The sequence below is a fragment of the Amycolatopsis sp. NPDC052450 genome, assembly GCF_044547565.1.
GTDB lineage: Bacteria > Actinomycetota > Actinomycetes > Mycobacteriales > Pseudonocardiaceae > Amycolatopsis.
The window spans coordinates 28,400-53,613 of record NZ_JBIUAQ010000036.1 but is presented as its reverse complement, the minus strand read 5'-3'; the positions used below and the strand labels follow the sequence as shown (position 1 = coordinate 53,613).

Below are 25,214 nucleotides of genomic sequence, written 5' to 3'. Positions count from 1 at the left end.
GGCACCCCTCCCTGGCTTACTGGACGCCGGTGATCCGGTATTCGACGCCGCCGACTTCGTTGCCGCGCTGGTCGACCTGGGTCACGTGGACGGTGTACTTCCCGCCGAGAGCCTCGGCGCCCGCGGTGAAGCTCAGCTGGGCGGGCACCTGCTCACCCGACTTGAACGTCAGCCCGCCGATCCGGGCTTTCTGCGGGTTCACGATGGCCAGTTCGGTCTCGCCGACCCGTTCGATGCCCTCCCCCTTCGCGCCGCCTGCCCGCCAGCGTGCGGCGAGGTCGGGACCGAGGTCGATGGTGATCCGTCCCGGACCGGTGAACGGCTTGCCCGGCTGCGTGAAGACGATGTCACCGACCGCCGTCGGTTCACGACCGTCCCAGCCGAACACGATCGGCCGGATCTGCGGCACCTTGATCTTCGCGGGCACCGCGTTCACGTTGTGCCAGGCGATGTTGTTGTTGTTCCGCGTGTTCGCGGACGTGCTCAGGCCTTCCGTCGGCAGGTCGGTCGGCGAAAGCCACCGGGCCAGCAGGCAGAAGTGCGAGCCGATCGGGACCTGCCACGGGATGACGACCGTCTTGGTGCCGAACGGCACGGCCACGTTGGTCTTCGACCCGATGTAGGTCCACTGGTTCGGCCACTGCGCCACGGTGCCCTGCTTGGTGTACCAGACCTGCAGGTTCCCGTTTTCGAGGTCGTCCCCGTACGGGCCGGGGCGGTTCGCGGTGACGTGGATGTAGGCGGTGCTTCCCTGGACGATCGGGTCGTCGGTGGCGCACAAGACCGTCGCCGAGAAGCACACCCGGACGTCGGGACTGGAGTAGAGCGAGCCGCTCGAGGGCTCGAAGCCCACATCGGTCGCGTTGTCCCGGATGAAGACGTCGCTGCGTGCCTCCGGTGCGGCCTGTACCGCCGGTGTGACTCCCGCGAACAACGTCGCGAAGGCCAATGCGGTTGAGGCGATCAAGGTTCGCCGGCGCCGCGGGTTCCTGCTGATCATGTACCCCTCCTTGGGCGAAAGGTCGACCCGTTGACCGTCGGCCAGACCGGTTGTGGCGCGGTTGTCGGGATCTTGTGCCCTAATTGGCCGATTTCGGTGGGTCTTCGCCCGGATACGCTCACCGAGGTCACTTGCCGGAGGGAGCAGAGTGCCCGGGCCAGGGGAACTGCGGGTGCTGGGCCCGGTCGAAGCGATCGGCCCCACCGGGCGGGCGGAGTTGCACGGCGCCCGCCAGCGAGCCGTGCTCGGCGTTCTCGCCCTGCACGCGGGTTCGGTCGTCCCGATCCCCCGGCTGGTCGACGTGCTTTGGGGTGAGGACCCGCCTCGCACCGCGGTGAAGACCCTGCACAGCCATGTGGCCCGGATCCGGCAGGCGCTGGAGGACTGCGGGTTCCCGCCGGTCCTGCTGACGCGCAAGCCGGGGTACGTCCTGACGGTCGCACCGTCCTCTGTTGACGCTCTTCGCTTCGAAGAGGAACTTCGTGCCGCCAAGCGGAGCAATCCCGGCCAGGCGGTGGCGGCGTTGCGTGAAGCGTTACGGCTCTGGCGCGGCGAAGCCTTCGCAGATGCCGAACTCGACGGCTGGGGCCAACGCGAAGTCGAACGGCTTCAGGAACTGCGGCTGTCCGCCTGGGAAGAACTCTGGGACGCCGAACTCAGGCTCGGCGAACACGAAGAAGTCCTCCGGGAGCTTCCGCGGCTTAGGGCCGAGCAGCCGTACCGCGAACGGCTCGCCGCGCTGCACATGCTCGCCCTGCATCGCTGCGGAAGGCATGCCGAGGCGTTGGAGACATTCCGGGCCGTGCGTCGCGGACTGGCCGACGAGTTCGGCGTCGATCCAGGCCCGGAACTGGTCGAGCTGCATACGTCGATCCTGCGGCGCGCGCCCGAACTCGACGCGCCGGCACGGGGCACCGCGCCGGCGCAACTCCCCGCCCGTGTCGGGCATTTCACCGGACGGCAGCGAGAACTCGCTTCGCTCGACAGGCTCCTCGACGAAGCCGAGCCACCGGTCGTGGTCATCTCCGGTGCGGCCGGGATGGGTAAATCCGCGCTGGCCGTGCAGTGGGCGCATCTCATCGCGGACCGCTTCCCGGACGGTCAGCTCTTCCTCGACCTCGCCGGGCACGACCCGAACGAGGCGCTTTCGCCCGGCGACGCGCTCGCCCATCTGTCGCGTGGACTCGGTCTCCCCGACGATCGGCTGCCCGACGCGACGGCCGAACGCGCGGCGCTCTACCGCTCCTTGCTGCATGGCAGGCGTTGCGTGATCGTCGCCGACAACGCGGGTGGCGTCGACCAGATCCTCCCGCTCGTCCCCGGCACGGCGAAGGCGATGCTGATCGTCACGAGCAGGCAGACCCTGGCCGCGCTCGGCAGCAGGCACGCCGTCCGGGTGTTCGCCCTCGACGCGCTGGCCGACCCGGAGTCGATGACCCTGCTCACCCGGGTGCTGGGTGCCGAACGGGTCGCTCGCGAACCCGCGCAGGCCGCGCGGCTGGCCAGACTGTGCGACGGGATGCCGCTGGCGCTGCGGATCGCCGCCGCGCGCCTGACCGGTGAACCGGGCCGTCCGATCGCGGAGCTCACCGCCGAACTGACCGGCGCCGGCCGACTGGAAACCCTTGCGGTACAAGGAGATTCACGGACGGTCAAAACCGTTCTCGCGAGCGCCTACCTGCCGTTGGACCGGGCGCCCGCCCGGCTGTTCCGGCTGTCCGGGCTGATCCCGGGGGCGTCGTTCAGCTCGGCTCTCGGCAGCGCGTTGTGCGGGGTGCCCGTCGAGGCGGGCCGGGCCGCGGCCGCCGAACTGTCCGCGGCGCATCTCATCACCCCTGCGGGCCCGGATCGCTTTCGCCTCCACGACCTGATCCGTGAGTTCGCCGTCGGGTGCGCCCGCGCCGACGAAACGATGTCGAGCCGCGCCGAGGCCGCGGACCGGCTGATCGATTGGTACCTGCACGTGGCCGCCGAGGCGAACCGGGTCATCGACCCGAACCGCGATCTGGTCGTCCCGGCGCTGCGCCACCCGCCGCCCGAGCGGCCGTTCCCGGCGGAAAGGCGTTCGGCGCTGGCGTTCCTGAGTGCCGAACGCGCGAATCTGCTGTCCGTGGTGCGGTTCGCGCGCGAACACGGCCGCAACACCGCCGCCTGGCAGCTCACCTATCTGCTCACCAGCTTCTACGACACCACGGGTGGCTGGAACGAGCGGATCGGGCTCTGCCGCGAGGGGGCCGCGGCGGCGGCCGAACTCGAAGACCCCTTGGCGGAGGCGGAAATGCTGCGCGCGCTGGGTGCGGCCTACTTCATGACCCGCAGGCTGACGGACGCGCTCGAAACCAATGCCCGCGCGTTGAAGGCGGCCCGCGCGGCCGGTGATCTCGAAGGCGAAGGGCATATCTACAACAACACCGCGAACGCCTACGCCGCGCTGCGCCGGTTCGACGAGGCGATCACCGCGTATCGGCTCGCGGTCCAGCGGTGCACCTCGGCGGGCAACCGGCTCGGCCGCGCGCTGTCCCAGCGCAACCTCGGCCACGCCTACATCCGCCGCGGCCAGCCGATGGAGGGCCTCAGCCCGCTGACGGACGCGCTGGAGACGTTCCGCGCACTCGGCAACGCGCGGCTGGAGGCCGCCACCCTCGACACGCTCGGCGAAGCCTACGAGGAACTCGGCGATCACGACGTCGCGCTGGACCATCTCGGCAAGGCGCTGGCCGCGTCCCGGGCGATCGGCGACCGGTGGCAGGAGTGGGAATCACTGCTGCACGCCGGCCAGGTCCACCTCGCCCGCCGGGATTTCCGGGCCGCGCGGGACGATTTCGACCAGGCGCTGCTGATCAGCCAGGACGTCGGGAACCGGCACAGTGAGGCGGCCGCGCTCGACCGGCTCGGCCGCGCCCATCTGGGGCTCGGTGATCTGGCGGCGGCGCGGGAACACCTCGAGCGTGGCGTCGCCGTCCGGGCGAGCGTCCCGGATCCGTACGAGGAGGCGCACCTGCACCGCGACCTCGGCGACCTTGAGGCACGGTGTGGTGACACGGCCGCCGCGGCCGCCCACTGGGCTCGAGCGATCGAGCTGTACCGGCGGGCGAACGCGACGGCCGACGCGGACCTCGTCACCGGGCGGAGCTGATCACCACGGTCGAGGTCCCGTACACGAGCTTGCCCTGCGACGGCTCGAAGAATTCGACCCGCGCCTTCCCCGTTTGACCGGACAAGACCGTGAACTCGGCGTATCCCCTGGTTTCACCGGGCCGGAAAGTGACGACACCGTCCTTCACCGGCACGTGAGCGGACCCTTCGGTGCGGTAGCGGATCGTGAGCGGCCCCGCGAGCCACGGGCGGGACAGCACGAGCGGCACCTTGCAGCTGGTGCCCCGCGCGAAGTTGGGCGGGATCGTCCAGCAGATCTCGCCTTCCTGAGTGGTGACGAGCGGTGGAGCCTTGGTGGCGTCGTCGTCGGCGATCCAGGCGACGCCGACGCTGTGCCCGATCCGCAGCCCCTTCTCGCCGGACAGGCGCAGGGAGAACATTTCGTCGTTCTCCACGAGGGAGTCGGCGCGGACCCTGACCGCGACGGTGCGCGTGTCCGCCGTCCCGGACCAGGTCAGCGTGCCCGTGCTCGGCAGGTAATCGACGCTCTCCTTCGCGATGAAAGCCGGGTCGACCGGCGAGCCGTTGCCCTCGATCGTCCGGTATTCGACCGAGCCCTGCGGCGCGCAGCCGCCATCGGCGAGCGAAACGGTGAAAAGAAAGGTGGTGTATCCGGCGCTGGTTCCCTCGGCCTGGCTGACCCCGCTGACGTTGACCACGGGAGCCGTGCAGCCCGTTTCCCCGCCTTCGGCCGCCGGAACCGCGAGCCCGAACGTGACCGCTAGTGCCGCCCCCAGCGCCGCGATCCGTCTCATCTTCGTTCCCATCGAGCGTCCACCCCTTCCGGCGGGCCGCCGCGGCCCACTGCGACATGGGTAGCCGAGTGAGGTTGTCGTGAGGTTGTGACCACCGGAAAGCAAACATGAAAATTATTCATGGCCATCGCCGCCCACGACGTACTACGCTTCGGTAACCAGGCAAAGAAGCGTGAGGAAGGGCAGTCGATGGGCGATGTTGCGGCACGGTTCGCCGAAATCGTCGGGGACGCGAACTTGCTGTCAGGCGAGGCGATCCCCGAGGACTACGCACACGACGAGGCTTTGACCACCTCCGCTCAGATACCCGCCTACCTGGCGAAACCGGGAAGCGCCGAAGAGGTCGCGGAACTGCTCAAGGCGGCGAGCGAACACGGCGTGCCCGTCACCGCGCGAGGGTCGGGCACCGGACTTTCGGGTGGGGCGCGGCCACGCGAAGACAGCCTGGTGATCTCCTTCGAGCGCATGAACGCGGTACTGGAGATCGACACCGAAAACCACGTCGCCGTCGTCCAGCCGGGCGTCACCTTGTCCGAATTGGACGAAAAGACCACGGAAGCCGGACTCGGCTACACCGTCTATCCCGGGGAACTGAGCGCGAGCGTCGGCGGCAACGTCGGGACGAACGCGGGCGGCATGCGCGCGGTCAAGTACGGCGTCACACGGCACAACGTCGTGGGCCTGCAGGCCGTGCTGCCCACCGGCGAGATCATCCGGACCGGCGGCAAGACCTCGAAGGTGTCGACGGGGTACGACCTGACGCAGCTGATCATCGGCTCCGAAGGCACCCTCGCGATCGCGACCGAGGTCATCGTGAAGCTGTACCCGCGCCTGCCGCACGGCGCCACGGTGTTCGCCCCGTTCGAGACCTTCGACGAGGTGATGACCGTCGTCCCGAAGATCATCGCCAGCGGGCTCGCGCCGCACATCCTCGAGTACATCGACAACCTCACGCTCGCGGCGATCAGCTACAACGAGAAGCTCAGCCTCGGTGTCCCGGACGCCATCCGTGACAAGGCGCAGGCGTATCTGGTGGTGGCGCTGGAAAACCGCGACAACGACCGGCTGCACGCCGACATCGAGGAACTCGGCGGACTGCTGGGTGATGTCGGCGCGATGGACGTGTACGTGCTCGAAGGCGCTTCGGCGCGCAAGCTCATCGAGGCGCGTGAGAAGGCGTTCTGGACGGCCAAGGCGGCCGGCGCTGACGACGTCATCGACGTGGTGGTCCCGCGGTCCGCCATGCCCGAGTTCCTGCGCAAGGCCAGGGAAATGGCGCTGTCGCGCGAGGCGGGCGCGCTCGGTTGCGGGCACGCCGGCGACGGCAACGTCCACCTCGCGATCTTCTGCAAGGACCCGGGCAAGCGGAAGCAGCTGCTGACCGACATTTTCGCGCTCGGGATGGAACTCGGCGGCGCGATCTCCGGCGAGCACGGCCTCGGGAGGGCCAAGTCGGGGTACTTCCTCGAACTGGAGGACCCGGCGAAGATCGCGCTGATGCGCCGGATCAAGGAGAGCTTCGACCCGGCCGGGATCCTCAACCCCGGCGTTCTTTTCGCTGAGAGGGCTTGAAAAGTGAGTGAGATGAACGGTGCCCAGTCCCTGATCCGCACGCTCGTCGACAGCGGCGTCGACGTGTGCTTCTCGAATCCGGGCACCTCGGAGATGCACTTCGTGGCCGCGCTCGACACCGTGCCCGAGATGCGCGGCGTGCTCGGCCTGTTCGAAGGCGTCGTCACCGGTGCCGCGGACGGGTACGCGCGGATCGCCGACAAGCCGGCGGCCACGCTGCTGCACCTCGGCCCCGGCCTCGGCAACGGGCTGGCGAACCTGCACAACGCGCGCCGCGCGCACACCCCGATCGTCAACGTGATCGGCGATCACGCGACCTACCACAAGCAGTACGACGCCCCGCTCGAATCGGATATCGAAGGCGTCGCCGGTTCGCTCGAAGGCTGGGTCCGCCGTTCCGAGCACACGAAGGACGTCGGTGCCGACGCCGCCGCGGCGGTCGCGGCGTCCCAGGACGCCCCCGGGCAGATCGCGACGCTGATCCTCCCCGCCGACGCGTCCTGGGGTGAGGGCGGCGAGACCTGCGCGCCCATCCCGCCGCGGATCCCGCAGGCCGTCGACGCGACGACGGTGAAGAACATCGCCGAAGTGCTGGCCGGTGGTGAACCGGTCGCGCTGCTCGTCGGCGGCAGCGGCTGCCGTGAGGCCGGCTTGCTCGCGACCAGCCGGATCGCCGCCGCGACCGGGGTGAAGGCGTTCGTCGAGACTTTCCCCGCCCGGCTCGAACGCGGTGAAGGCCTGCCGACGATCGAGCGGCTGGGCTACCTCGCCGAGCAGGTCGCGTACCAGCTCGACGGGATCAAGCACGTGATCGTCGCCGGGACGAAGGCGCCCGTGTCGTTCTTCGCCTACCCCGGCAAGGCGAGCGATCTGGTTCCCGAAGGCGCGCAGGTCCATGTGCTGGCCGAGGTCGGGCAGGACGTGCCGCGTGCCCTGAACGACGTCGCGGCCCTGGTCGCCGCCGAGACGGAGCCCGTGCTTCAGGAGGCCGCCCGGCCCGCGCTGCCGTCCGGGCCGTTGACCCCGCAGAACTGGGTCGACGTGATCGGCGCGCTGCTGCCGGAGCGCGCGATCATCGCGGACGAGGCGAACACCTCCGGTCTGCTGCTGCCTGCCGCGACCGCGGGCGCACCGCGGCACGACGTACTGACCCTGACCGGCGGCGCGATCGGCTACGGCATGCCGGTGGCGACCGGGGCGGCCGTCGCCGCGCCGGACCGGCCGGTGATCAACCTGCAGTCCGACGGCAGCGCGCTGTACACGATTTCGGCGTTGTGGACGCAGGCTCGGGAGAACCTCAACGTCACCACGGTCCTGCTGAACAACCGCGCGTACGCGATCCTCCGGCTGGAGTTGCAGCGGGTCGGCGCGGACGCCAACGGGCCCAAGGCGAACGAACTGCTCGACCTTTCCCGGCCCGACATGGACTTCGTCAAGATCGCCGAAGGCATGGGCGTCCCGGCGACACGCGCGACGACCGCGGAAGAGCTGGCCGAGCAGTTCCAGCGCGCGCTCGCCGAGCCGGGACCGCATCTGATCGACGCGATCGTCCCGACGCTGTTCTGAGCGCGGCTCTCTCCGTGCGACGTGTCTCCGCGTCGCACGGAGGGAGCTAGCGGACCGAGGCGACCAGAGGTTCTGGCCGGCGTTGCTTCGGGACGAAAGCGGTCAAGACGAGCCCCAGGAGCGCCGCCCCGGCGGCGACCACGAAGCTCAGCCGGAAACCCGTCGCGGACGGAACGGAAATCCCGCCGACGGTGATCGCCAGCGACGCGAGCATGGTCGCCATCACCGCGCTGGACGTCGACGTGCCGACGGACCGCATCAGCGAGTTCAGCCCGTTCGCGGACGCGGTTTCGGTGACGGGGACCGAACCCATGATCAGCGCGGGCATGGCCGCGTACGCGATGCCGACGCCGCCACCGATGATGATCGACGCCGTGATCAGCTCGAAAGCGTTGTCCATCAACACGGTCGCGAAGACGTATCCGGCCGCGATCGTGGTGGCACCGACCATCAGCGTCGTACGCGGGCCGTAGCGCTCGATGAGCCGGGCCGAAACCGGCGACAGCATGAACATGACCAGCCCGTTCGGCGCCAGGCAGAGTCCGGCCTGCACCATCGTCAAGCCGAGCCCGTAGCCGGTCGACGCGGGTGCCTGCAGCAGCTGCGGGAACGACAACGCCATCGAGTACAGCGCGAACCCGATCATGATCGACGCGAGGTTGGTGAACAGCACCGGCCGCCGCGCGGAGACCCGCAGGTCCACGAGCGGATCGCGGCGCCGCAACTGGTAGGCACCCCAGACCAGCAGGATCGCCACCGCCGTCCCGGCGAAGCCGAGGGTGCGACCGCTGCCCCAGCCCCATTCACCGCCCTTGACGATCGGCAGCAGCAGGCAGACCAGCCCGACCGTCAGCCCCAGGGCTCCGAGGTAGTCGAACGGCGCCGGCGTCTTCACCGGCGACTCCGGCACCACGAACAGGATCAGCAGGCCGCAGACGAGCCCGAGCCCGGCCGACGCCCAGAAGAGGACGTGCCAGTCGGCGTTCTGCGCGACCAGCGCCGAAACCGGGAGACCGATGGCGCCGCCGACCCCGAGCGTCGAGCTCATCACCGAGATCGCGGCGCCGACCCGTTCCGGCGCGAGTTCGTCGCGCATGATGCTGATCCCCAGCGGGATCGCGCCCATCGCGCAGCCCTGCAGCCCGCGGCCGACGACCATCAACGCGAGGGAGCTGGTCAGCGCGGACACCACCGAACCGGCGACCAGGAAACCCAGGCTGATCAGCAGCAACTTGCGCTTGCCGTAGAGGTCGCCGAGCCTGCCGCTCACCGGCATCACCACGGCTCCGGCGATCAGGGTCGCCGTCACCACCCACGACGCGTCGGACGGGGTCGTGTCGAGCAGCCGGGGAAACGCCGGGATGAGCGGAACGACGAGCGTCTGCATGAACGAAGCCACCAGACCGCAGGTGGCGAGCACGACGACGAAGACCCGGGGCGAAGGTGCCCGTCCGACCGGTTTCACCATGCGCATCCCATGATCCGACCTTACACAGCACCACCCTTCTCAGTGAACGGTTGACCGACGGGATCACAACCAGGTGCGGACCCCGCCGTGCCCGGAACAGGTACCGCGGCGATTCTGGCTGTAGCTATAGGAACCGTCCTTGCAGAGGGCCGTCGCGCCGTCGGCCGCGCCCGGTCCGGTCGCCGGCCGGTGGACACAGACACCGTCGGTGTTGCGGTAGTAGTCGCTTCCGCATTCCGCCAGATTCGGCGCTTTTGCCGTCGGTGTCGTTTTCGGACGGGTTTTCGTCGGTGCAGGCTCGACCTGCTTCGGCACGTCGACCGAGGCCGTGGTCGGTGGCACGAACTGCTGAGGTGTCGGAGTCGGTGTGGCCGTACTCGTAGGCGGTGCCCAGCTACTGCTCGGCGTCGGCGTTGTGGACGATGTGAAAGCTGTCGAAACCGGGCCGCTCTGCGGCGTGACCCGCCCGGTGGGCACGGTCTCCACACCGCAGCCCCCGGCGACCAGAAGCCCGATCGCCAGCGCCATGCCCAGCTTCGTCGCGTTCTTCGGCATAACGGCCTCCCCGGCACTTGGTAGTGCCGCGTAGTCGGGAGATCGTTCGCCGTTGTTACAGAGAGAACGTCAGTCGACCATGGCGCCGCAACTGATGTTCAGCGCCGTCGCCGTCATGCTGCGCGCGTGATCCGACGCGGCGAAGGCCGCCACCCGGGCGACGTCTTCGAGTGATGCCGTCCGCCTGAGCATCGTGGCTTCTTCCATGTCGCGGATGGCGTCGTCGAGTCCGGCGCCCGCCGGTATGGTCTCCGGGATCCCGCCGGTGCGCAGGGTGACGACACGGATGCCGCTCGGTCCGAGTTCGCACGCCAGCCCTCGCCGCAACGCCTCCATCGCGCTGAACGCGATCTGCAGCCCGCCGAGGTGGTACCCCGGCAACGGATCACCGTCGCCGCCGAACATCAGGATCACCCCGGACCCCTGCCCGATCATGTGCCGGGCGGCCGCCCGCGCGGTCAGGAAGTTCGTCCGTACCGCCGTCCGGACCGGGCTTTCGAGGTCCGCCAACGACATCTCGACCAGTGGAGTGCCCTGGACGTCGTTGTGTGTGATCACATTCATCGAGATGTCGACACTGCCCGCCGACGAAGCCACCGATGCGGCGTGCTCGTCGATGGCCGTTTCATCGAGTGCGTCGAACTCCGCCGTCTCAGCTTTCCCACCCACCGCGCGGATTTCGTCGGCCAGTGCGTCGAGTTTCTTCAGTGTGCGGCCGGTGAGATGGACGGTCGCGCCCTCCCTGGCGAAGCCGCGGGCCACCGCGCTCCCGATTCCGCCGGCCGCCCCGTAGACGATCGCGTTCCTGCCTTCGAGCAACATCGGATCCTCCTACTTACCGTCCAGTGCGATGAGTCCTTCGGGTGTTCCCTCCAGGTGGACGTCGACCCAAATCGGGAGCCACGGGTCGACCTCGTGGAACCTGCGCAGTTCCGCCAAACCGCTGAGCCAGCCCATCCACATGCCGTACGGCGGTTTCCCCTCGGAGAATCCACTTTGGACGAAGGTCAGCTTCGTGCCGCCGCCGGATTCTTCGAGTTCCCAGGAGGCGACGATGCCGTCCTCGTACGCGAGCGACATCTTGGAATCGGGCACCAGATCGACGATCTTCGCCGGCTCCGGGTCGTTCTCCAGCGAACCCATCGCCCATCGGCCGCCGACGTGGGTCTCCGCCTCGATGTGGGCACCGAACCAGCGCGTGAACACGGCGGGGTCGGCGATCGAGGAATAGACCTCGCCTCGCGGCGCGTCGATCCGCACTTCTTCGTTCATCAGCGGGGACGTGAGGTCACAGCGGGCGGTGAGCGGCCGCCCTTCGACGTGGTCGACGAGGTTCGCGACGGACAACGCCCAGAACGTGTACATCATGCCGAGCGACGATCCGGGGTCGGCCAGCATCGCGGCATAGTCCGGCAAACCGGTCTGACTGAACGACAGGGAGGTCTCGCCCCCGTCTTCGGTCAGCGCGATCTCGACGACCGTCTCCGTTTCACCGAGGATCCAGGCGAACCGCAGGACCTTGCCGTCGGCCAGCAGGAGCCGCTGACGCGGACGATCGCCTTCCGGCGTGTAGCGACCCCAGAATTCGTATCTGGACGGCAAATCGACTTCCGCGTACTCGGAAAGCCAGGTGCGCAGCGCCCCAGGGTCGACCAGCGCGTGCCAGACCTCGTCGATCGGCGCGCGCACACGCACCTGGAACCTCGTCGGCTCAGTCACGGACATTTCCCTTCGGGTAACAGGCCACGGCGAGCTTGAAGGCGTCACCTTCCGCTCCGCCGTAGCGGGTGAACAGCTCCTGCAAAGTCGTCTTCAGTTCGTCGAGGAACTCCTGGCGGCGCTCCGGCTCCACCCGGATCTCGCCGGAGACGCCGATCGACGGCAGTTCCCGCACCGTCCTGTCGAGCGCGGCGACGTCCGACTGGACCTCCTCCATGAGGTCCACCAGGTAGCCGAGACTCAGCTCGTCCCGCACCGCCCGCGGGCCGATCCGGCCGACCAGCCCGGGCGACAGCCAGTACGAACGCGCGCTCGCCTGGTACACGCCTTCACTGACGGCGCGCACCTTCCGCTCCGACACCTGCTTCACCAGACCGGCTTCCACCAGTCGTTTCACGTGGTAGTAGACGCGCTGCGGGGTCTGGTCCAGCACCGCCGCCACCTCGGTGCAGGACCGCGGCTCCGCCAGCTGCCGCAGGACGTCCACCCGCTGCGGCTTCAGCAACGCCTCCGCCTGCTCGAGCCGCTCGAGGTACTCCACATCCTTCACGGCCGCACATCCTTGATCACAAAAACGAGTTTGAACGTAAAAATCATTTTTGTCAAACGCGCCGGATCGCGCTACTCTCGTCGTGTGGCGATCCTGCGGCGGTACGCGGCGGAACTCGCGGTCACCCTGGCGGTGCTCGCGAGTTCCGCCGTGGTGTCACTCGGCGGCAGCGACGAGCCGCCGCGCAACGCCGTCGCCGGCTGGGTCTGCGCGGTGCTCGCCTGTGCCGCGTTGTTCCTGCGCCGCCGGTATCCGCTCCCCGTCGCGATCTTCACCGCGGTCTGCTGCGCGATCTACTACCCGAGCACCGATCCCGACGGGTTCGTACTGCTCGCCTTCGCCTTCGCGCTGTACAACAACGCGTCGACGGGACGGATCCGCAGCGCGGCGGTCGTCGCGGCGGCCTCGATGGGCGGCGTCGCGATCGGCGAGGCACAGGCGGGCGCCGCACGACAGGTGGACGACTTCGCGTTCCTGCTGATGGCGGGCTGGTTCATCGCGCTGGTCGCGGTCGGAGCGGTGACGTACTACCGCCGCGAAGCCGAGCGCACCAAGGAAGCCGAGGCACGGCGAAGGGCAGCCGACGAGCGGCTCCGGATCGCCCGCGAACTGCACGACGTCCTCGGCCACAATCTCGCGCTCATCAACGTCCAGGCGGGTGCGGCACTGCACGGCAAGGATCCGGCTAAATCCGAGGAGGCGCTGGCCACGATCAAACAGACCAGCAAGGAGGCGTTGCGCGAACTCCGCGCCACCCTGGGCATGCTGCGGCAGGCGGATACACCGAGCCTGGCCAGGGTCGCCGAATTGGCGGAGGCCGCGGGCGCGCACGGGCTGACCGTCCGGACCGAGATCGACGGCACGGCGACGGAGCTGCCGCCCGACGTCGAACACGCCGCCTTCCGCGTCGTCCAGGAGGCGCTGACCAACGTCGCGCGCCACGCCGCCGCGAACACCGTCGTGGTGCGGATCGGCTACACGCCCCATGATGTGTCCGTGCAGATCGACGACGACGGCCGGGGAGGCGCGGCGAAACCCGGCAACGGGATCCGCGGGATGACCGAACGGGCCGAGGCACTCGGCGGTGAGCTCACCGCGGCCGCGCGCGAAGACGGCGGCGGGTTCCGGGTGCGTGCCCGGCTTCCGTTGCGGGTGGGGAAATGATCCGGGTCCTGCTCGTCGACGACCAGCGGCTGGTCCGCGCCGGATTCAAATCCATTTTGGACGGTGAACCCGACATCACCGTGGTCGCCGAAGCGGCCGACGGGCGTGAGTCCCTCGAAGCGGCGCGCGAACACAAACCCGACGTCGTCCTGATGGACATCCGGATGCCGGTGATGGACGGGCTGGCCGCGACCCGGCATCTGCTCGAAGATCCGATGCTGACCGGGACCAGGGTCGTCATCCTCACCACCTTCGACCTCGACGAAGACGTCTACGGCGCACTGCGCGCCGGTGCCAGCGGGTTCCTGGTCAAGGACACCGAACCGGAGGAACTGATCCGCGGTGTCCGCGTGGTCGCCGGGGGCGACGCGCTGCTCGCGCCGTCGATCACCCGCCGCCTGATCTCCGAATTCGCCGGCCGGGTCGCCAGGCCCGGCCCCTCGCCCACCCTGAACCGGCTCACCGAGAGGGAACGCGAAGTGATGAGCCTGGTCGCGGCCGGCCTGTCCAACGACGAGATCGCGAAGGAACTCGTGCTCAGCCCGGCGACGGCGAAGACGCACGTCAGCCGGATCATGACCAAGGTGGACGTCCGTGATCGCGCGCAACTCGTCGTGCTCGCCTACGAATCGGGCATGGTCACCCCTCGCTGGTTGACCCCGTGACCACAACCCCGGTAGTACGGGAGGAGCCTTAGGGGTACCCAGAAGTTGCGGCCCGAGTGCCCGCCGGAGCCCGACGCCATCCGGGCCGGGAAAGCCGATGCTTTCCGCCATGGACACCATCACTCTTTCCCGGCGGCAGCCGCCTGGGGGCGCGCTCTCGAAGCTGGCGGGCTGGTCTCAGCGCCACCGCTGGCTGGCCGTTTCGCTCTGGTTGCTCACCCTCATCGGTGTCACGCTGGGCTCACAGCTGGCGGGCAGCGCCTACCACGACGACCATTCCTTGCCGGGCACCGAATCCCAGCAGATCATGGATCTGTTCAAGGCACAGGCTCCCGCGCAGACCGGTGCGACGGCGGAAATCGTCTTCAAGAGCGAGAACGGACTCGCGACCGCACGCGGACCGATCGACGGGATGCTCGCCGAGGTCCGTGGCCAGCCGCATGTGAAGTCGGCGACGAGTCCCTTCGACACTCCGTCGGCCGTCTCCCGCGAGGGCACGATCGGTTACGCGGCGATCGCTTTCGACCTCGAATCGAATGATCTGCCGTACGACGACATCGTGCGCGTCGTCGACACCGCGAAGAAGGCGGAGGCGGCCGGGCTCCAGGTCGAACTCGGCGGCGAGCCGATCAAACGGACCAGTGAAAGCGGCGGTCCGTCGGAGGGCGTCGGGTTGCTGGCCGCGCTGGTGGTCCTCGTCTTCCTGTTCCGCTCGATCCTCGCCGCCGGGCTCCCGGTGATCGCGGCGGTTTTCGCCGTCGGCAGCACACTCGGCGTGATCGTGCTCGTCAGCAGGTTCGTCGACATCGCGAGCTACACGGCGCCGCTGATGATGCTGGTCGGGTTCGGCGTGGGCGTGGATTACGCGCTGCTCATCTTTTCCCGGTACCGCAGCGAAATCCTGGACGGTCTCGACCGGGAACAGGCGGCGCGACGGGCGCTCGACACCGCGGGCCGATCGGTGCTGTTCGCCGGCGGCACGGTGATCATCGCGCTGCTCGGCCTGCTCGCGCTGGGTCTCGGTTCGCTGCGCGGAGTCGCCCTCGCGGTGGCGCTGACCGTGCTCGTGACGATGCTCGCGTCGATCACCCTGCTGCCCGCGCTGCTCTCCCTTTTCGGCCGCCGTCTGGAAAAGGGCATTCGCAAGCACGCCGCGAAACGGGAACACGGCAAAGCCTGGGGCCGGCTCGGGGACGCGGTGCAACGACGGCCGATGGTGCCGCTCGCGATCGGCCTGCTCGTTCTCGTCGGGCTTTCCTTGCCCGCGCTCGGGATGCGCCTCGGTTTCGCCGACGCCGGGACGGAGCCGGAGACGTCGACCACCAGGCAGGCTTACGACCTGATGTCGGAGGGCTTCGGCCCCGGGTTCAGTGAGCCGCTGGTCGTGGTCACCGAAAACGGTGATGGCGTCGCGCTGCAACGGAAACTCGAAGCCACGCCGGGAATCGCCGAGGTGACGCCGCCCACGGGCCAGGGCGTCACGACGGTCCTCGCCTTCCCGACGTCTTCGCCGCAGGACGAGGCGACCGCCGACCTGGTGGAACGGTTGCGGACGGAGGTGTTGCCGGGACTGCCGGGCAAGTACCTGGTCGGCGGGAGTGTCGCGGCGGCGGTGGACTTCGCGGACGCCGTCGGCGACCGGTTACCCCTGTTCGTGCTGGTGGTCGTCGGTTTGTCGGCGCTGCTGCTGATGGTCGTGTTCCGCTCGATCCTCATCCCGCTCAAGGCGGCCCTGCTGAATCTGCTGAGCATCGGTGCCGCGCTCGGCGTGATGACGGCGGTGTTCGGCGATGGCCTGTTCGGGGCGCAGCCGGGACCGATCGAGGCGTTCGTGCCGGTGCTGATCTTCGCGATCGTGTTCGGGCTTTCCATGGACTACGAAGTGTTCCTGGTGTCCCGGATGCACGAGGAATGGCGGCGCACCGGCGACGCTCGCCACGCCGTCCGTCAGGGGCTCGCCTCCACCGGCGGGGTGATCACGGCGGCGGCGGTGATCATGATCCTGGTGTTCGGGGCGTTCCTGCTCAACCCCGACCGGATGCTGGCGCAGTTCGGTCTCGGGCTGGCGGTGGCCGTGCTGGTGGACGCGTTCGTGATCCGCTGTCTCGTGGTGCCCGCGGTGATGCGGCTGCTCGGGAAACGCGCTTGGTGGCTGCCGCGATGGCTGGACCGGCGGTTGCCGCACGTGGCGCTGGAACCGTCGGCTCGCTGAACCCGGACGACATGAAAGGCCCCTTCATTGCGAAATTCGCAATGAAGGGGCCTTTCATGTCACGCACTTATTCGTAGATCTCGCCCTTCGCGGCCTTCGCGACCAGCGACTCCGGCGGGGTGAAGTGGTCGCCGTAGCGCTCCGCCAGCGCACGGGCGCGGTCGACGAAGCCCTGCAGGCCACCCTCGTACTGGTTGATGTACTGGATGACACCACCGGTCCACGCCGGGAAGCCGATGCCGAAGATCGAGCCGATGTTGGCGTCGGCGACGGTGGTGAGCACGCCCTCGTCGAAGCACTTCACGGTCTCGAGCGCCTCGGCGAACAGCATGCGCTCCTTGAGGTCCTCGAACGGAACCTCGGCGCTGCCCGACTTGAACGCGTCGCGCAGGCCCGGCCAGAGACCGGTCCGCTTGCCGGCTTCGTCGTAGTCGTAGAAACCCGAACCGGTGGAACGGCCCTTGCGGTCGAATTCCTCCACCATCCGGTCGATGACACCTTCGGACGCGTGCGCGTTCCAGGTGCCGCCGGCGGCCTCGATCGCTTCGCGGGTCTCCTTGCGGATCTTGCGCGGCAGCGTCAGGGTCAGCTCGTCCATCAGCTGCAGCGGCGGGGCCGGGTACCCGGCCTGCGCGCCGGCCTGCTCGATCGACGCCGGCTCGACACCCTCGCCCAGCGCGGCGACGGCCTCGTTGAGGAACGTGCCGATGACGCGCGAGGTGAAGAAGCCGCGGCTGTCGTTGACGACGATCGGGGTCTTCTTGATCTGCAGCGTGTAGTCGAAGACCTTCGCCAGCGTGGCGGGCGAAGTCTTCTCACCGCAGATGATCTCGACCAGCGGCATCTTGTCCACCGGCGAGAAGAAGTGGATCCCGATGAAGTCCTCGGTCCGCTGGACACCCTCGGCGAGCGCGGTGATCGGCAGGGTCGAGGTGTTGGAGCCGAGTACGGCGTCCGGGTTGACGAAGCCCTCGATCTCCTGGAAGACCTTGTGCTTCAGCTCGACGCTCTCGAAGACGGCCTCGATCACGAAGTCGACGCCGGCGAAGTCCTCCGCCTTGTCGGTCGGCTTGATCTTGGCGAGCAGCGCGTCGGACTTCTCCTGCGTGGTCTTGCCGCGGGAAAGAGCCTTCTCCTCCAGCTTGACCGCGTAGCCCTTGCCCTTTTCGGCGCCTTCGAGGGTGACGTCCTTGAGCACGACGTCGATGCCGGCCTTCGCCGAGACATACGCGATCGCGGCGCCCATCATGCCCGCGCCGACGACGCCGACCTTCTTGGCGGTGTACTTCTCGAAACCGTCCGGACGCGAGCCGCCGGAGTTGATGCTCTGCAGGTCGAAGAAGAACGCCTTCGTCATGTTCTTCGAGACCTGGCCGGTCGCGAGGCTGACGAAGTAGCGGGTCTCGACGGTGATCGCGGTGTCGAAGTCGACCTGCGAACCCTCGATGGCCGCGGCCAGGATCGCCCGCGGGGCCGGCATGTTCGCGCCCTTGATCTGCTTGCGCAGGTTCGCCGGGAACGCGGGCAGGTTCGCCGCGAAGCTCGGGTTCGACGGGGTGCCGCCCGGGATCTTGTAGCCCTTGACGTCCCACGGCTGCACGCCGCCTTCGGGGTTCGCCTTGATCCACGCCTTCGCGGCCGGGACCAGTTCGTCGACCGTGCCGACGAGCTCGTGCACGAGGCCGAGTTCCTTCGCCTTGGCCGGACGGTGCCGCTGGCCCTGCAGCAGCACGTTCAGCAGCGCGCTCTGGATGCCGAGCAGGCGCACGGTGCGGACCACGCCGCCGCCGCCGGGGAGCAGGCCGAGGGTGACCTCGGGGAGACCGATCTGGCTTCCCTTGACGTCGGCCGCGATGCGGTGGTGCGTCGCGAGGGCGAGTTCGAGACCGCCGCCGAGCGCGGCGCCGTTGATGGCGGCCACGACCGGCTTGCCCAGCTGCTCCAGCCGTCGCATCTGGCCCTTCATCAGGCCGCTGCTCTCGGTGATCTCGGCCGCGTTCTCCGGCTTGGCCTGGATCAGGTCGTTGAGGTCGCCACCGGCGAAGAAGGTCTTCTTGGCCGAGGTGAGGACGACACCGGTGATGCTGTCCTTCTCCGCCTCCAGGCGGTCCACGACGACGCCGAGCGACTCGCGGAAGTCGGCGTTCATCGTGTTGGCGGACTGCTTCGGGTCGTCAAGGGTCAGCACGACGATGCCGTCGGCGTCCTGCTCCCAGCGGATGGTCTTCGCTTCAGTCATTGTCTCTTCCTCAGACCCGCTCGATGATGGTCGCGACGCCCATGCCGCCGCCGATGCACAGGGTGACCAGGGCGCGGCGCGCCTGACGACGCTCCAGCTCGTCGACGACGGTGCCGACCAGCATCGCGCCGGTGGCGCCCAGCGGGTGCCCCATCGCGATGGCGCCGCCGTTGACGTTGACCTTCTCCTCGTCGAGGTGCAGGTCCTTGATCCACTTGAGGACGACCGAGGCGAAGGCCTCGTTCAGCTCCCACAGGTCGATGTCGTCCGGGGTGAGGCCGGCGATCTTGAGGACCTTCTCGGTGGCCGGGGTCGGGCCGGTGAGCATGATCGTGGGCTCGGAGCCGACGGTCGCGGTGGCCACGATGCGGGCGCGCGGGGTCAGGCCGAAGTCCTTGCCGATCTGCTCGTTGCCGACCAGCACCACCGCGGCGCCGTCGACGATGCCGGAAGAGTTGCCACCGGTGTGGACGTGGTTGATCTTCTCGACCGAGTGGTACTTCTGGAGCGCGACGGCGTCGAAGCCGCCCAGCTCGCCGATGCCGGCGAAGGCGGGCTTGAGCTTGCCGAGGCCCTCGACGGTGCTGCCGGGGCGACGGTGCTCGTCGTGGTCGAGGATCGTGACGCCGTTGATGTCCTTCACCGGGACGACGGACTTCGCGAAGTAACCGCCGGACCAGGCCGCTTCGGCCCTTTCCTGCGAGCGGACGGCCCACGCGTCGACGTCCTCGCGGGAGAAGCCCTCAATGGTCGCGATCAGGTCGGCGCCGGTGCCCTGCGGGACGATGTAGTTGTCGTACGCGGTGGCCGGGTCCATGAACAGCGCGCCGCCGTCGGAGCCCATCGGCACGCGCGACATCGACTCGACACCGCCGGCGATGATCAGCTGGTCCCAGCCGGAGCGCACCTTCTGCGCGGCGGTGTTGGTGGCTTCGAGGCCGGAGGCGCAGAAGCGGTTCAGCTGGACGCCGGCGACCGTCTCGGGAAGGCCCGCGTTCAGGGCCGCGGTGCGCGCGATCACGGCGCCCTGTTCGCCGACCGGGGACACGACGCCGAGGACGATGTCGTCGATCACCGCGGGGTCGAGGTTCGGGTGCCGGACCTTCAGTTCTTCGATGAGGCCGACCACGAGATCGACCGGCTTGGTGCCGTGGAGGGCACCACCCTTGTTCTTGCCGCGAGGCGTACGGATCGCCTCGTAGATGTAGGCCTCGCTACTCACAGAAAAACTCCTCCGCGTACGGCGCTGTATCAGGATGAAACGTACCGGCCAGTAGCCATGCTAATGCCGATTAACATAAACCGCGATAACCCCATGGTGTCAATGGGTTGCGATGCACGCAACCGACGCTATGGTGAGTTCACCTATGGATCACCCGACCGAGCGTTCAGCCCGACCGCGCGACCGCAAGGCCCAGCTGGCAGGCCTCGCCGCGGAGCTGTTTCGCGCCCGCGGGTTCCACGGCGTCGGCATCAACGACATCGCCGCCGCGGCCGGCATCACCGGGCCCGCGCTGTACCGGCATTTCGCGGACAAGCAGGCGGTGCTGTCCTACGTCGTGCTGTCCGGCATCGACGACATGGAGACGGCCACCACCGAGACGCTCGCCGACGTCGACCTTCCCGTTCCCGCGCAGGTCAACGCCCTGTTGGGCACCCTCGCCGCGCAAGCCGTGGAGCGTCGCGAAGTCGCCGCGCTGTGGCGCTGGGAGGGCAGGCATCTGCCCCGGGAGGAACGGCGGGAGATCCGCCGCCGCTCGGGCGCGGTGCTCGAAGCGTGGTCGAAGGCGCTGCTCGCGCTGCGTCCCGAACTGACCGCCGACGACGCCGAGCTGCTGTGCTGGGCGGGGCTGAGCGTGTTCGGCAGCGTCTCCGTACATCACACGTCCGTGGCGAAGAAACGCTTCGCGCAGATCCTGGTGCAGCTGGCGGAGTCGGTGCTGCATGTCACACTGCCCGAGCCCGAGAACCGGCCGGAAGAGACGCCGTCGATGGCGCTCGGCGAGCCGTCCCGCCGCGAGCAGATCCTCGCGGCCGCGACCGGGCTGTTCGGGCAGCGCGGCTTCCGTGCGGTCAGCATGGAGGAGATCGGCGCGGCGGCCGGGATCGCCGGCCCCAGCGTGTACCGGCATTTCCCCAGCAAGGCCGCGCTGATGGTGGCGATCGGGCATCGCGCGGCCGACCGGCTGGCGCTCGCCGCGGAACGCGCGTTGCGGACCGACGACGAACGCGACGCGCTGCGCAGGCTCGCGGCGTCCTATGTGCACACCCTCCTGCACACGCCCGAGCTGCTGGTGTCGTTCTCCGGCAGCCCCATGGAGCTGCCGGAACGCGACAAGGCGGACCTGATACGCGTCCAGCGGGACTACGTCGCGCGCTGGATCGCGCTGGTGTCGGAAGTCCGCCCGGAACTGAGCCTGCGCGAAGTGAAGATCACCGTGCACGCGGCGCTGACCATCGCGAACGACCTCGCGCGCACCCGCCGCGTCAACGGCCGCCCGAACATCGAAGCCGAGCTGACCACGCTGATGCACGCCGTTCTCGGCGTCTGAAAGCGAGCTTTGGGCAAACTCGCGTGTGCCGCAAAGGAGTGACGGGCACGATGTGCGCGTGCCCAAGAAACGCGGCCTGTACCTGGTGACCCGGGAAGAAGACCACAAGGTCACCACGCTGGAACTCTTCTTCGATCTGGTCTTCGTCTACGCCATCACCCAGACCACGCAGCTGATGGCCGATCACCTCACCCCGCTCGGCATCGGGCAAGGGGTGGCGATGATCGCCGTGCTGTGGTGGTGCTGGTGCGCCTACGCCTGGCTGGCCAACACCCTGCACGTCGACCGGGGCATCGCCCAGCTGGCGATGTTCGCCGCGATGGGGACGATGTTCCTGGTTTCGCTGACCATTCCGGAGGCGTTCACCGACCTGCCAGGCGGCCTGTACGCGCCGCTGATGTTCGTCGGCTGCTACTTCGTCGTGCGGCTGCTGCACCTGATCGCCTTCCTCGGCGCCGGGCGGAACGACGCGGAGCTGCGCAAGACCGTCCTGAAGATGTTCGTCGGCCTGCTGCCGAGCGTCGCGCTGCTGACCGTCGCGGCGTTCTTCTCCGGCTGGGTGCAGCTCGGGATCTGGGCGGTCGCGATGCTGGCCGACTACGTCAACGTCTTCCGGACCCGCTCGTCGGACTGGCGGCTGCATCAGCCCGGCCATTTCGCCGAGCGGTTCGGGCTGATCGTGATCATCGCGCTCGGCGAGTCGATCGTGGCGATCGGCATCGGGATCAGCTCGTATCCGATGTCCTGGCCGATCACGCTGGCCGCGGTCTTCGGGCTCACGCTGGCTTCGGCGATGTGGTGGATGTACTTCGCTGTCGTCGCCCACGTCTCCGAACGCAACCTGAAGCGCGCCGAGGGTGTGGAGCGGGTGCGGATCGGGACGGATACGTACACGTTCCTGCACCTCCCGCTCATCGCCGGGATCGTGCTCGTGGCGCTGGGGCTGAAGAAGTCACTGCTGTACGTGGCCGACACCGAACACCACAGCCTCTCCGACGGCCTGCACGGAACGCCGATCTGGGCGCTCACCGGCGGGCTCGCGCTCTACCTGATCGCGTTGAGCGGGCTGCGGCGCCGGAACCTGGGCGCCTGGAACATGCGGCGGCTGGTGCTGGCGGTGGTCCTGCTGGCGGCGACTCCGTTGCTGGAACTGGTGCCGGCGGTGGCGCTGGTCGGCATCGTGGCGCTGGCGGCGTTAGGGCTCGTGTCCTTCGAGCGACGCAAAGTCGTGAGTGTTTTGGACGGTGACCGCGACCCGAATCACTCACGAGCGTGACGTTCGCCTCCCCCGTGGTAGCGCATCCGCCCGAAGGGAGTTAACCTACTCACGAGTAGGTAAGCGAGGCAGGGAGACTCACCGTGGGTGCGCCTAGGAAACGAGACGCGATGGGCCTTGGCCTGTCCGCGCTCACCCGGCTGGCCGGGAGCAAGGTCATTGAACGGGCCGGACTTCGGAAGCCCGTGCAGAACCTGGTCAGTGCCGGGACGCGCAACGGCTTCCGGGTCGCGGGCGCGGCGGGACGGACCTTCAAATCCGCCACGAAGCTCGGCAAGCCGGCGCGGCTCGCGCCCGCCGAGGACACCGGGCTGTTCGACCTCACCCCGAGTGAGGACCAGCAGCTCATCACCGAAACCGTGACGGAGTTCGCGGCCGAGCAGCTGCGGCCCGCCGCGGCCGACGCCGACGCGAAGCTTCAGGCGCCCGAGGGCCTGTTGAGCCGTGCCGCCGAACTCGGCATCACGCTCGTCGGCATCCCCGAGGAGCTGGGCGGCGTCGGCACCGAACGGTCGGTCGTCACGAACGCGCTGGTCGCCGAGGCCCTCGCGCACGGCGACCTCGGCCTCGCGGTCGCGGTGCTCGCGCCGTCCGCGGTCAGCACCGCGCTGGTGTCCTACGGCGACGAGCAGCAGCAGGCGGACTACGTGCCCGCGTTCGTCGGCGAGAACGTCCCGGCCGCGGCGCTCGCGCTGCAGGAGCGCACCGCGCTGTTCGACCCGTTCAAACCGGCCACCAAGGCCCGCCGCACGCCGAAGGGCTACCAGCTCGACGGCGTGAAGTCGCTGGTGCCGAGGGCGGCGGACGCCGAACTGTTCATCGTCTCGGCCGACCTCGAAGGCCGGGGTCCCGCGCTGTTCCTCGTGGAGTCGTCCAACCCGGGCGTCACCATCGAGTCCGAACCGGCGATGGGCCTGCGGGGCGCGGCGACCGGGAAGCTGCACCTGGAGAAGGTCGCGTTGCCCGCCGGAGCACTGCTCGGCGGCGGCAAGGCCGAGGTCTTCACCGAGGTCGTCCGGCTCTCGCGGCTCGGCTGGGCCGCGCTGGCCGCCGGTACCGCGAAGGCCGTCCTCGACTACGTGGTGCCCTACGTCAACGAGCGCAAGGCGTTCGGGGAACCGGTGAGCCACCGGCAGGCCGTCGCGTTCTCGGTGGCCGACATCGCCATCGAGCTGGAAGGACTGCGGCTGGTCACGCTCCGCGCCGCATCCCGCGCCGAACAGGGCAAGCCGTACGCCCGCGAGGTCGCGCTGGCCCGGAAGCTGGCCGTCGACAAGGGAATGCAGATCGGCAGCGCCGGGGTGCAGCTGCTCGGCGGGCACGGCTTCGTCAAGGAACACCCGGTCGAACGCTGGTACCGCGATCTCCGTGCGATCGGCGTGATGGAAGGCGCCGTCCTTCTCTAGGACTCTTGAAAGGCAATCATGATCAACCTTGAGGTTCCGAAGAAGGCCGGCACCCTGATCAACCAGGCGTACCAGGCCGCGGCCGAGGTGTTCCGGCCGATCTCGCGCAAGTACGACCGCGCCGAGCACACCTATCCCACCGAACTCGACATGTTCGCCGCGCTGCTGGACGGGCTGAACTCCTCCGGCGAGGGCGGCGCGGGCGCGGCGGGCGTCCGCCGGTCCGAGAAGAACGAGAAACCGGGCAACCGCAACGGTTCCAACCTCAACATCGTGCTCGGCACGATCGAGATGTGCTGGGGTGACGTCGGTCTGCTGCTGTCGATGCCGCGTCAGGGGCTCGGCAACGCCGCCATCGGCTCGGTCGCCACCGACGAACAGCTCAAGAAGTTCTCCGGGCTGTGGGCCGCGATGGCGATCACCGAACCGGACTGCGGCTCGGACTCCGCCGCGATCACCGCGACCGCGCGGCTCGACGGCGACGAGTACGTGATCAACGGCGAGAAGATCTTCGTGACCGCCGGCGAACGCGCCGACGCCGTCGTCGTCTGGGCCACTCTGGACAAGACGAAGGGCCGCGCGGCGATCAAGTCGTTCGTCGTCGAAAAGGGCACGCCGGGCTTCGAGGTGGTGCGCGTCGAGCACAAACTCGGCATCCGCGCTTCCGACACCGCCGTGCTGCGTTTCGAGAACGTCCGCGTGCCCAAGGAGAATCTCCTCGGCACGCCGGAGATCGACACCGCCAAGGGTTTCGCCGGGGTCATGCAGACCTTCGACAACACCCGCCCGCTCGTCGCGGCCATGGCCATCGGCGTCGCCCGCGCGGCGCTGGAGGAGACCCGGAAGATCCTCACCGACGCGGGCGTGGTCATCGATTACGACAAGCCCGTCCACAGCCAGCACGCCGCGGCCGCGGCGTTCCTTCAGCTGGAGGCGGACTACGAATCGGCGTACCTGCTGACGATGGAGTCGGCGTGGATGGCCGACAACCGCAAGCCGAACTCGCTGCAGGCCTCCATGGCCAAGGCGAAGGCGGGCCGGTCGGTCGTCGAGATCACGCTGAAATGCGTCGAGCTCGCCGGAACGGTGGGTTACACCGAGGAATCGCTGCTGGAGAAGTGGAGCCGGGACGCGAAGATCCTCGACATTTTCGAAGGCACGCAACAGATCCAGCAGCTGATCGTGGCGCGCCGGATCCTGGGCAAGACGAGCTCCGAGCTCAAATAGCCTCCGTCCTGGACCGGGTCGCGCGGGGTGGGGGGGTGTGTTTTTTTGGTTTAACAAAAAAACAAAAAAAACACCCCCCCACCCCCACAGCCCCACACACCCCCCGAGCCCCGGCCCCCCCCCCGGGGCGCC

The 25,214-nt window shown here is 68.7% G+C and carries 19 protein-coding genes; 10 read left to right on the top strand and 9 right to left on the bottom strand.

Features of this window, described 5'->3' with window-relative positions; translation table 11 throughout:
- Positions 1-16 precede the first annotated feature (16 nt).
- Positions 17-1,000: a hypothetical protein gene (locus ACIHAO_RS36915; RefSeq protein ID WP_396565933.1), complete on the bottom strand. Its 984-nt coding sequence runs from the start codon at positions 998-1,000 to the stop codon at positions 17-19.
- Between the two features lie 172 nt (positions 1,001-1,172).
- On the opposite strand from ACIHAO_RS36915, the gene ACIHAO_RS36910 reads away from it, so the two are divergent.
- On the top strand, positions 1,173-4,136 hold the full coding sequence (locus ACIHAO_RS36910) for a BTAD domain-containing putative transcriptional regulator (protein WP_396565993.1): 2,964 nt from the start codon (positions 1,173-1,175) through the stop codon (positions 4,134-4,136).
- On the opposite strand, the gene ACIHAO_RS36905 is transcribed toward ACIHAO_RS36910, so the two are convergent.
- Complete coding sequence (locus tag ACIHAO_RS36905) at positions 4,120-4,911, bottom strand: Calx-beta domain-containing protein (RefSeq protein WP_396565931.1); 792 nt, start codon at positions 4,909-4,911, stop codon at positions 4,120-4,122. The two genes, ACIHAO_RS36910 and ACIHAO_RS36905, sit on opposite strands and share 17 nt — an antisense overlap.
- A 189-nt stretch (positions 4,912-5,100) precedes the next feature.
- On the opposite strand from ACIHAO_RS36905, the gene ACIHAO_RS36900 reads away from it, so the two are divergent.
- Both ACIHAO_RS36900 and ACIHAO_RS36895 read left to right on the top strand, forming a co-directional pair.
- Complete coding sequence (locus ACIHAO_RS36900; protein WP_396565929.1) at positions 5,101-6,483, top strand: FAD-binding oxidoreductase; 1,383 nt, start codon at positions 5,101-5,103, stop codon at positions 6,481-6,483.
- 12 nt (positions 6,484-6,495) lie between these two features.
- Positions 6,496-8,049 carry an acetolactate synthase large subunit gene (locus tag ACIHAO_RS36895; RefSeq protein WP_396565927.1) on the top strand — a complete coding sequence of 518 codons (1,554 nt, stop codon included), beginning with the start codon at positions 6,496-6,498 and terminating at the stop codon, positions 8,047-8,049.
- Between the two features lie 46 nt (positions 8,050-8,095).
- Here ACIHAO_RS36895 and ACIHAO_RS36890 read toward each other — a convergent pair whose 3' ends face one another.
- The 5 genes from ACIHAO_RS36890 to ACIHAO_RS36870 all read right to left on the bottom strand — a co-directional run bounded on the left by ACIHAO_RS36890 (position 8,096) and on the right by ACIHAO_RS36870 (position 12,341).
- Positions 8,096-9,523 carry an MFS transporter gene (locus ACIHAO_RS36890; protein ID WP_396565925.1) on the bottom strand — a complete coding sequence of 476 codons (1,428 nt, stop codon included), beginning with the start codon at positions 9,521-9,523 and terminating at the stop codon, positions 8,096-8,098.
- A gap of 57 nt (positions 9,524-9,580) precedes the next feature.
- Positions 9,581-10,072 carry a DUF3761 domain-containing protein gene (locus tag ACIHAO_RS36885; RefSeq protein ID WP_396565923.1) on the bottom strand — a complete coding sequence of 164 codons (492 nt, stop codon included), beginning with the start codon at positions 10,070-10,072 and terminating at the stop codon, positions 9,581-9,583.
- Between the two features lie 69 nt (positions 10,073-10,141).
- Entirely contained in the window at positions 10,142-10,894 is a 753-nt protein-coding gene (locus tag ACIHAO_RS36880; RefSeq protein ID WP_396565921.1) for an SDR family NAD(P)-dependent oxidoreductase, read from the bottom strand.
- Positions 10,895-10,903: 9 nt separating this feature from the next.
- Positions 10,904-11,797, bottom strand: a complete 894-nt coding sequence (locus ACIHAO_RS36875; protein WP_396565919.1) for an SRPBCC domain-containing protein — start codon at positions 11,795-11,797, stop codon at positions 10,904-10,906.
- A complete protein-coding gene (locus tag ACIHAO_RS36870) occupies positions 11,784-12,341 on the bottom strand; it encodes a helix-turn-helix domain-containing protein (protein WP_396565917.1) in 558 nt (185 codons plus the stop codon). Before ACIHAO_RS36870 ends, ACIHAO_RS36875 begins: the two co-directional genes overlap by 14 nt.
- A gap of 84 nt (positions 12,342-12,425) precedes the next feature.
- Here ACIHAO_RS36870 and ACIHAO_RS36865 point away from each other — a divergent pair, with 84 nt between their 5' ends.
- The 3 genes from ACIHAO_RS36865 (at position 12,426) to ACIHAO_RS36855 (ending at position 16,382) form a co-directional block, all read left to right on the top strand.
- A complete protein-coding gene (locus ACIHAO_RS36865; RefSeq protein WP_396565915.1) occupies positions 12,426-13,505 on the top strand; it encodes a sensor histidine kinase in 1,080 nt (359 codons plus the stop codon).
- Complete coding sequence (locus ACIHAO_RS36860) at positions 13,502-14,170, top strand: response regulator (RefSeq protein WP_396565913.1); 669 nt, start codon at positions 13,502-13,504, stop codon at positions 14,168-14,170. The genes ACIHAO_RS36865 and ACIHAO_RS36860 overlap by 4 nt, the downstream gene beginning before the upstream one ends.
- Positions 14,171-14,279: 109 nt before the next feature.
- A complete protein-coding gene (locus ACIHAO_RS36855) occupies positions 14,280-16,382 on the top strand; it encodes an MMPL family transporter (protein WP_396565911.1) in 2,103 nt (700 codons plus the stop codon).
- Positions 16,383-16,449: 67 nt separating this feature from the next.
- Here ACIHAO_RS36855 and ACIHAO_RS36850 read toward each other — a convergent pair whose 3' ends face one another.
- Positions 16,450-18,621 (bottom strand): 3-hydroxyacyl-CoA dehydrogenase NAD-binding domain-containing protein, encoded by a 2,172-nt coding sequence (locus ACIHAO_RS36850; RefSeq protein ID WP_396565909.1) that lies wholly within the window; start codon positions 18,619-18,621, stop codon positions 16,450-16,452.
- Positions 18,622-18,631: 10 nt separating this feature from the next.
- On the bottom strand, positions 18,632-19,843 hold the full coding sequence (locus ACIHAO_RS36845; protein WP_125673897.1) for an acetyl-CoA C-acetyltransferase: 1,212 nt from the start codon (positions 19,841-19,843) through the stop codon (positions 18,632-18,634).
- A 145-nt stretch (positions 19,844-19,988) separates the two neighbouring features.
- Here ACIHAO_RS36845 and ACIHAO_RS36840 point away from each other — a divergent pair, with 145 nt between their 5' ends.
- The 4 genes from ACIHAO_RS36840 (at position 19,989) to ACIHAO_RS36825 (ending at position 25,082) form a co-directional block, all read left to right on the top strand.
- Positions 19,989-21,173 (top strand): TetR/AcrR family transcriptional regulator, encoded by a 1,185-nt coding sequence (locus ACIHAO_RS36840; RefSeq protein WP_396565907.1) that lies wholly within the window; start codon positions 19,989-19,991, stop codon positions 21,171-21,173.
- A gap of 52 nt (positions 21,174-21,225) precedes the next feature.
- Entirely contained in the window at positions 21,226-22,449 is a 1,224-nt protein-coding gene (locus tag ACIHAO_RS36835; protein ID WP_396565905.1) for a low temperature requirement protein A, read from the top strand.
- 110 nt (positions 22,450-22,559) lie between these two features.
- Positions 22,560-23,855 (top strand): acyl-CoA dehydrogenase family protein, encoded by a 1,296-nt coding sequence (locus ACIHAO_RS36830; RefSeq protein WP_396565991.1) that lies wholly within the window; start codon positions 22,560-22,562, stop codon positions 23,853-23,855.
- An 18-nt stretch (positions 23,856-23,873) separates the two neighbouring features.
- Complete coding sequence (locus tag ACIHAO_RS36825) at positions 23,874-25,082, top strand: acyl-CoA dehydrogenase family protein (protein ID WP_396565902.1); 1,209 nt, start codon at positions 23,874-23,876, stop codon at positions 25,080-25,082.
- Positions 25,083-25,214: the final 132 nt, after the last annotated feature.

Coding starts and splice junctions, on each gene's coding strand:
- ACIHAO_RS36905 (WP_396565931.1), bottom strand. CDS start 4,911: ATGAGACGGATCGCGGCGCTGGGGGCGGCACTAGCGGTCACGTTCGGG.
- ACIHAO_RS36915 (WP_396565933.1), bottom strand. CDS start 1,000: ATGATCAGCAGGAACCCGCGGCGCCGGCGAACCTTGATCGCCTCAACC.
- ACIHAO_RS36840 (WP_396565907.1), top strand. CDS start 19,989: ATGGATCACCCGACCGAGCGTTCAGCCCGACCGCGCGACCGCAAGGCC.
- ACIHAO_RS36895 (WP_396565927.1), top strand. CDS start 6,496: ATGAACGGTGCCCAGTCCCTGATCCGCACGCTCGTCGACAGCGGCGTC.
- ACIHAO_RS36855 (WP_396565911.1), top strand. CDS start 14,280: ATGGACACCATCACTCTTTCCCGGCGGCAGCCGCCTGGGGGCGCGCTC.
- ACIHAO_RS36875 (WP_396565919.1), bottom strand. CDS start 11,797: ATGTCCGTGACTGAGCCGACGAGGTTCCAGGTGCGTGTGCGCGCGCCG.
- ACIHAO_RS36850 (WP_396565909.1), bottom strand. CDS start 18,621: ATGACTGAAGCGAAGACCATCCGCTGGGAGCAGGACGCCGACGGCATC.
- ACIHAO_RS36885 (WP_396565923.1), bottom strand. CDS start 10,072: ATGCCGAAGAACGCGACGAAGCTGGGCATGGCGCTGGCGATCGGGCTT.
- ACIHAO_RS36830 (WP_396565991.1), top strand. CDS start 22,560: ATGGGCCTTGGCCTGTCCGCGCTCACCCGGCTGGCCGGGAGCAAGGTC.
- ACIHAO_RS36900 (WP_396565929.1), top strand. CDS start 5,101: ATGGGCGATGTTGCGGCACGGTTCGCCGAAATCGTCGGGGACGCGAAC.
- ACIHAO_RS36880 (WP_396565921.1), bottom strand. CDS start 10,894: ATGTTGCTCGAAGGCAGGAACGCGATCGTCTACGGGGCGGCCGGCGGA.
- ACIHAO_RS36825 (WP_396565902.1), top strand. CDS start 23,874: ATGATCAACCTTGAGGTTCCGAAGAAGGCCGGCACCCTGATCAACCAG.
- ACIHAO_RS36890 (WP_396565925.1), bottom strand. CDS start 9,523: ATGCGCATGGTGAAACCGGTCGGACGGGCACCTTCGCCCCGGGTCTTC.
- ACIHAO_RS36860 (WP_396565913.1), top strand. CDS start 13,502: ATGATCCGGGTCCTGCTCGTCGACGACCAGCGGCTGGTCCGCGCCGGA.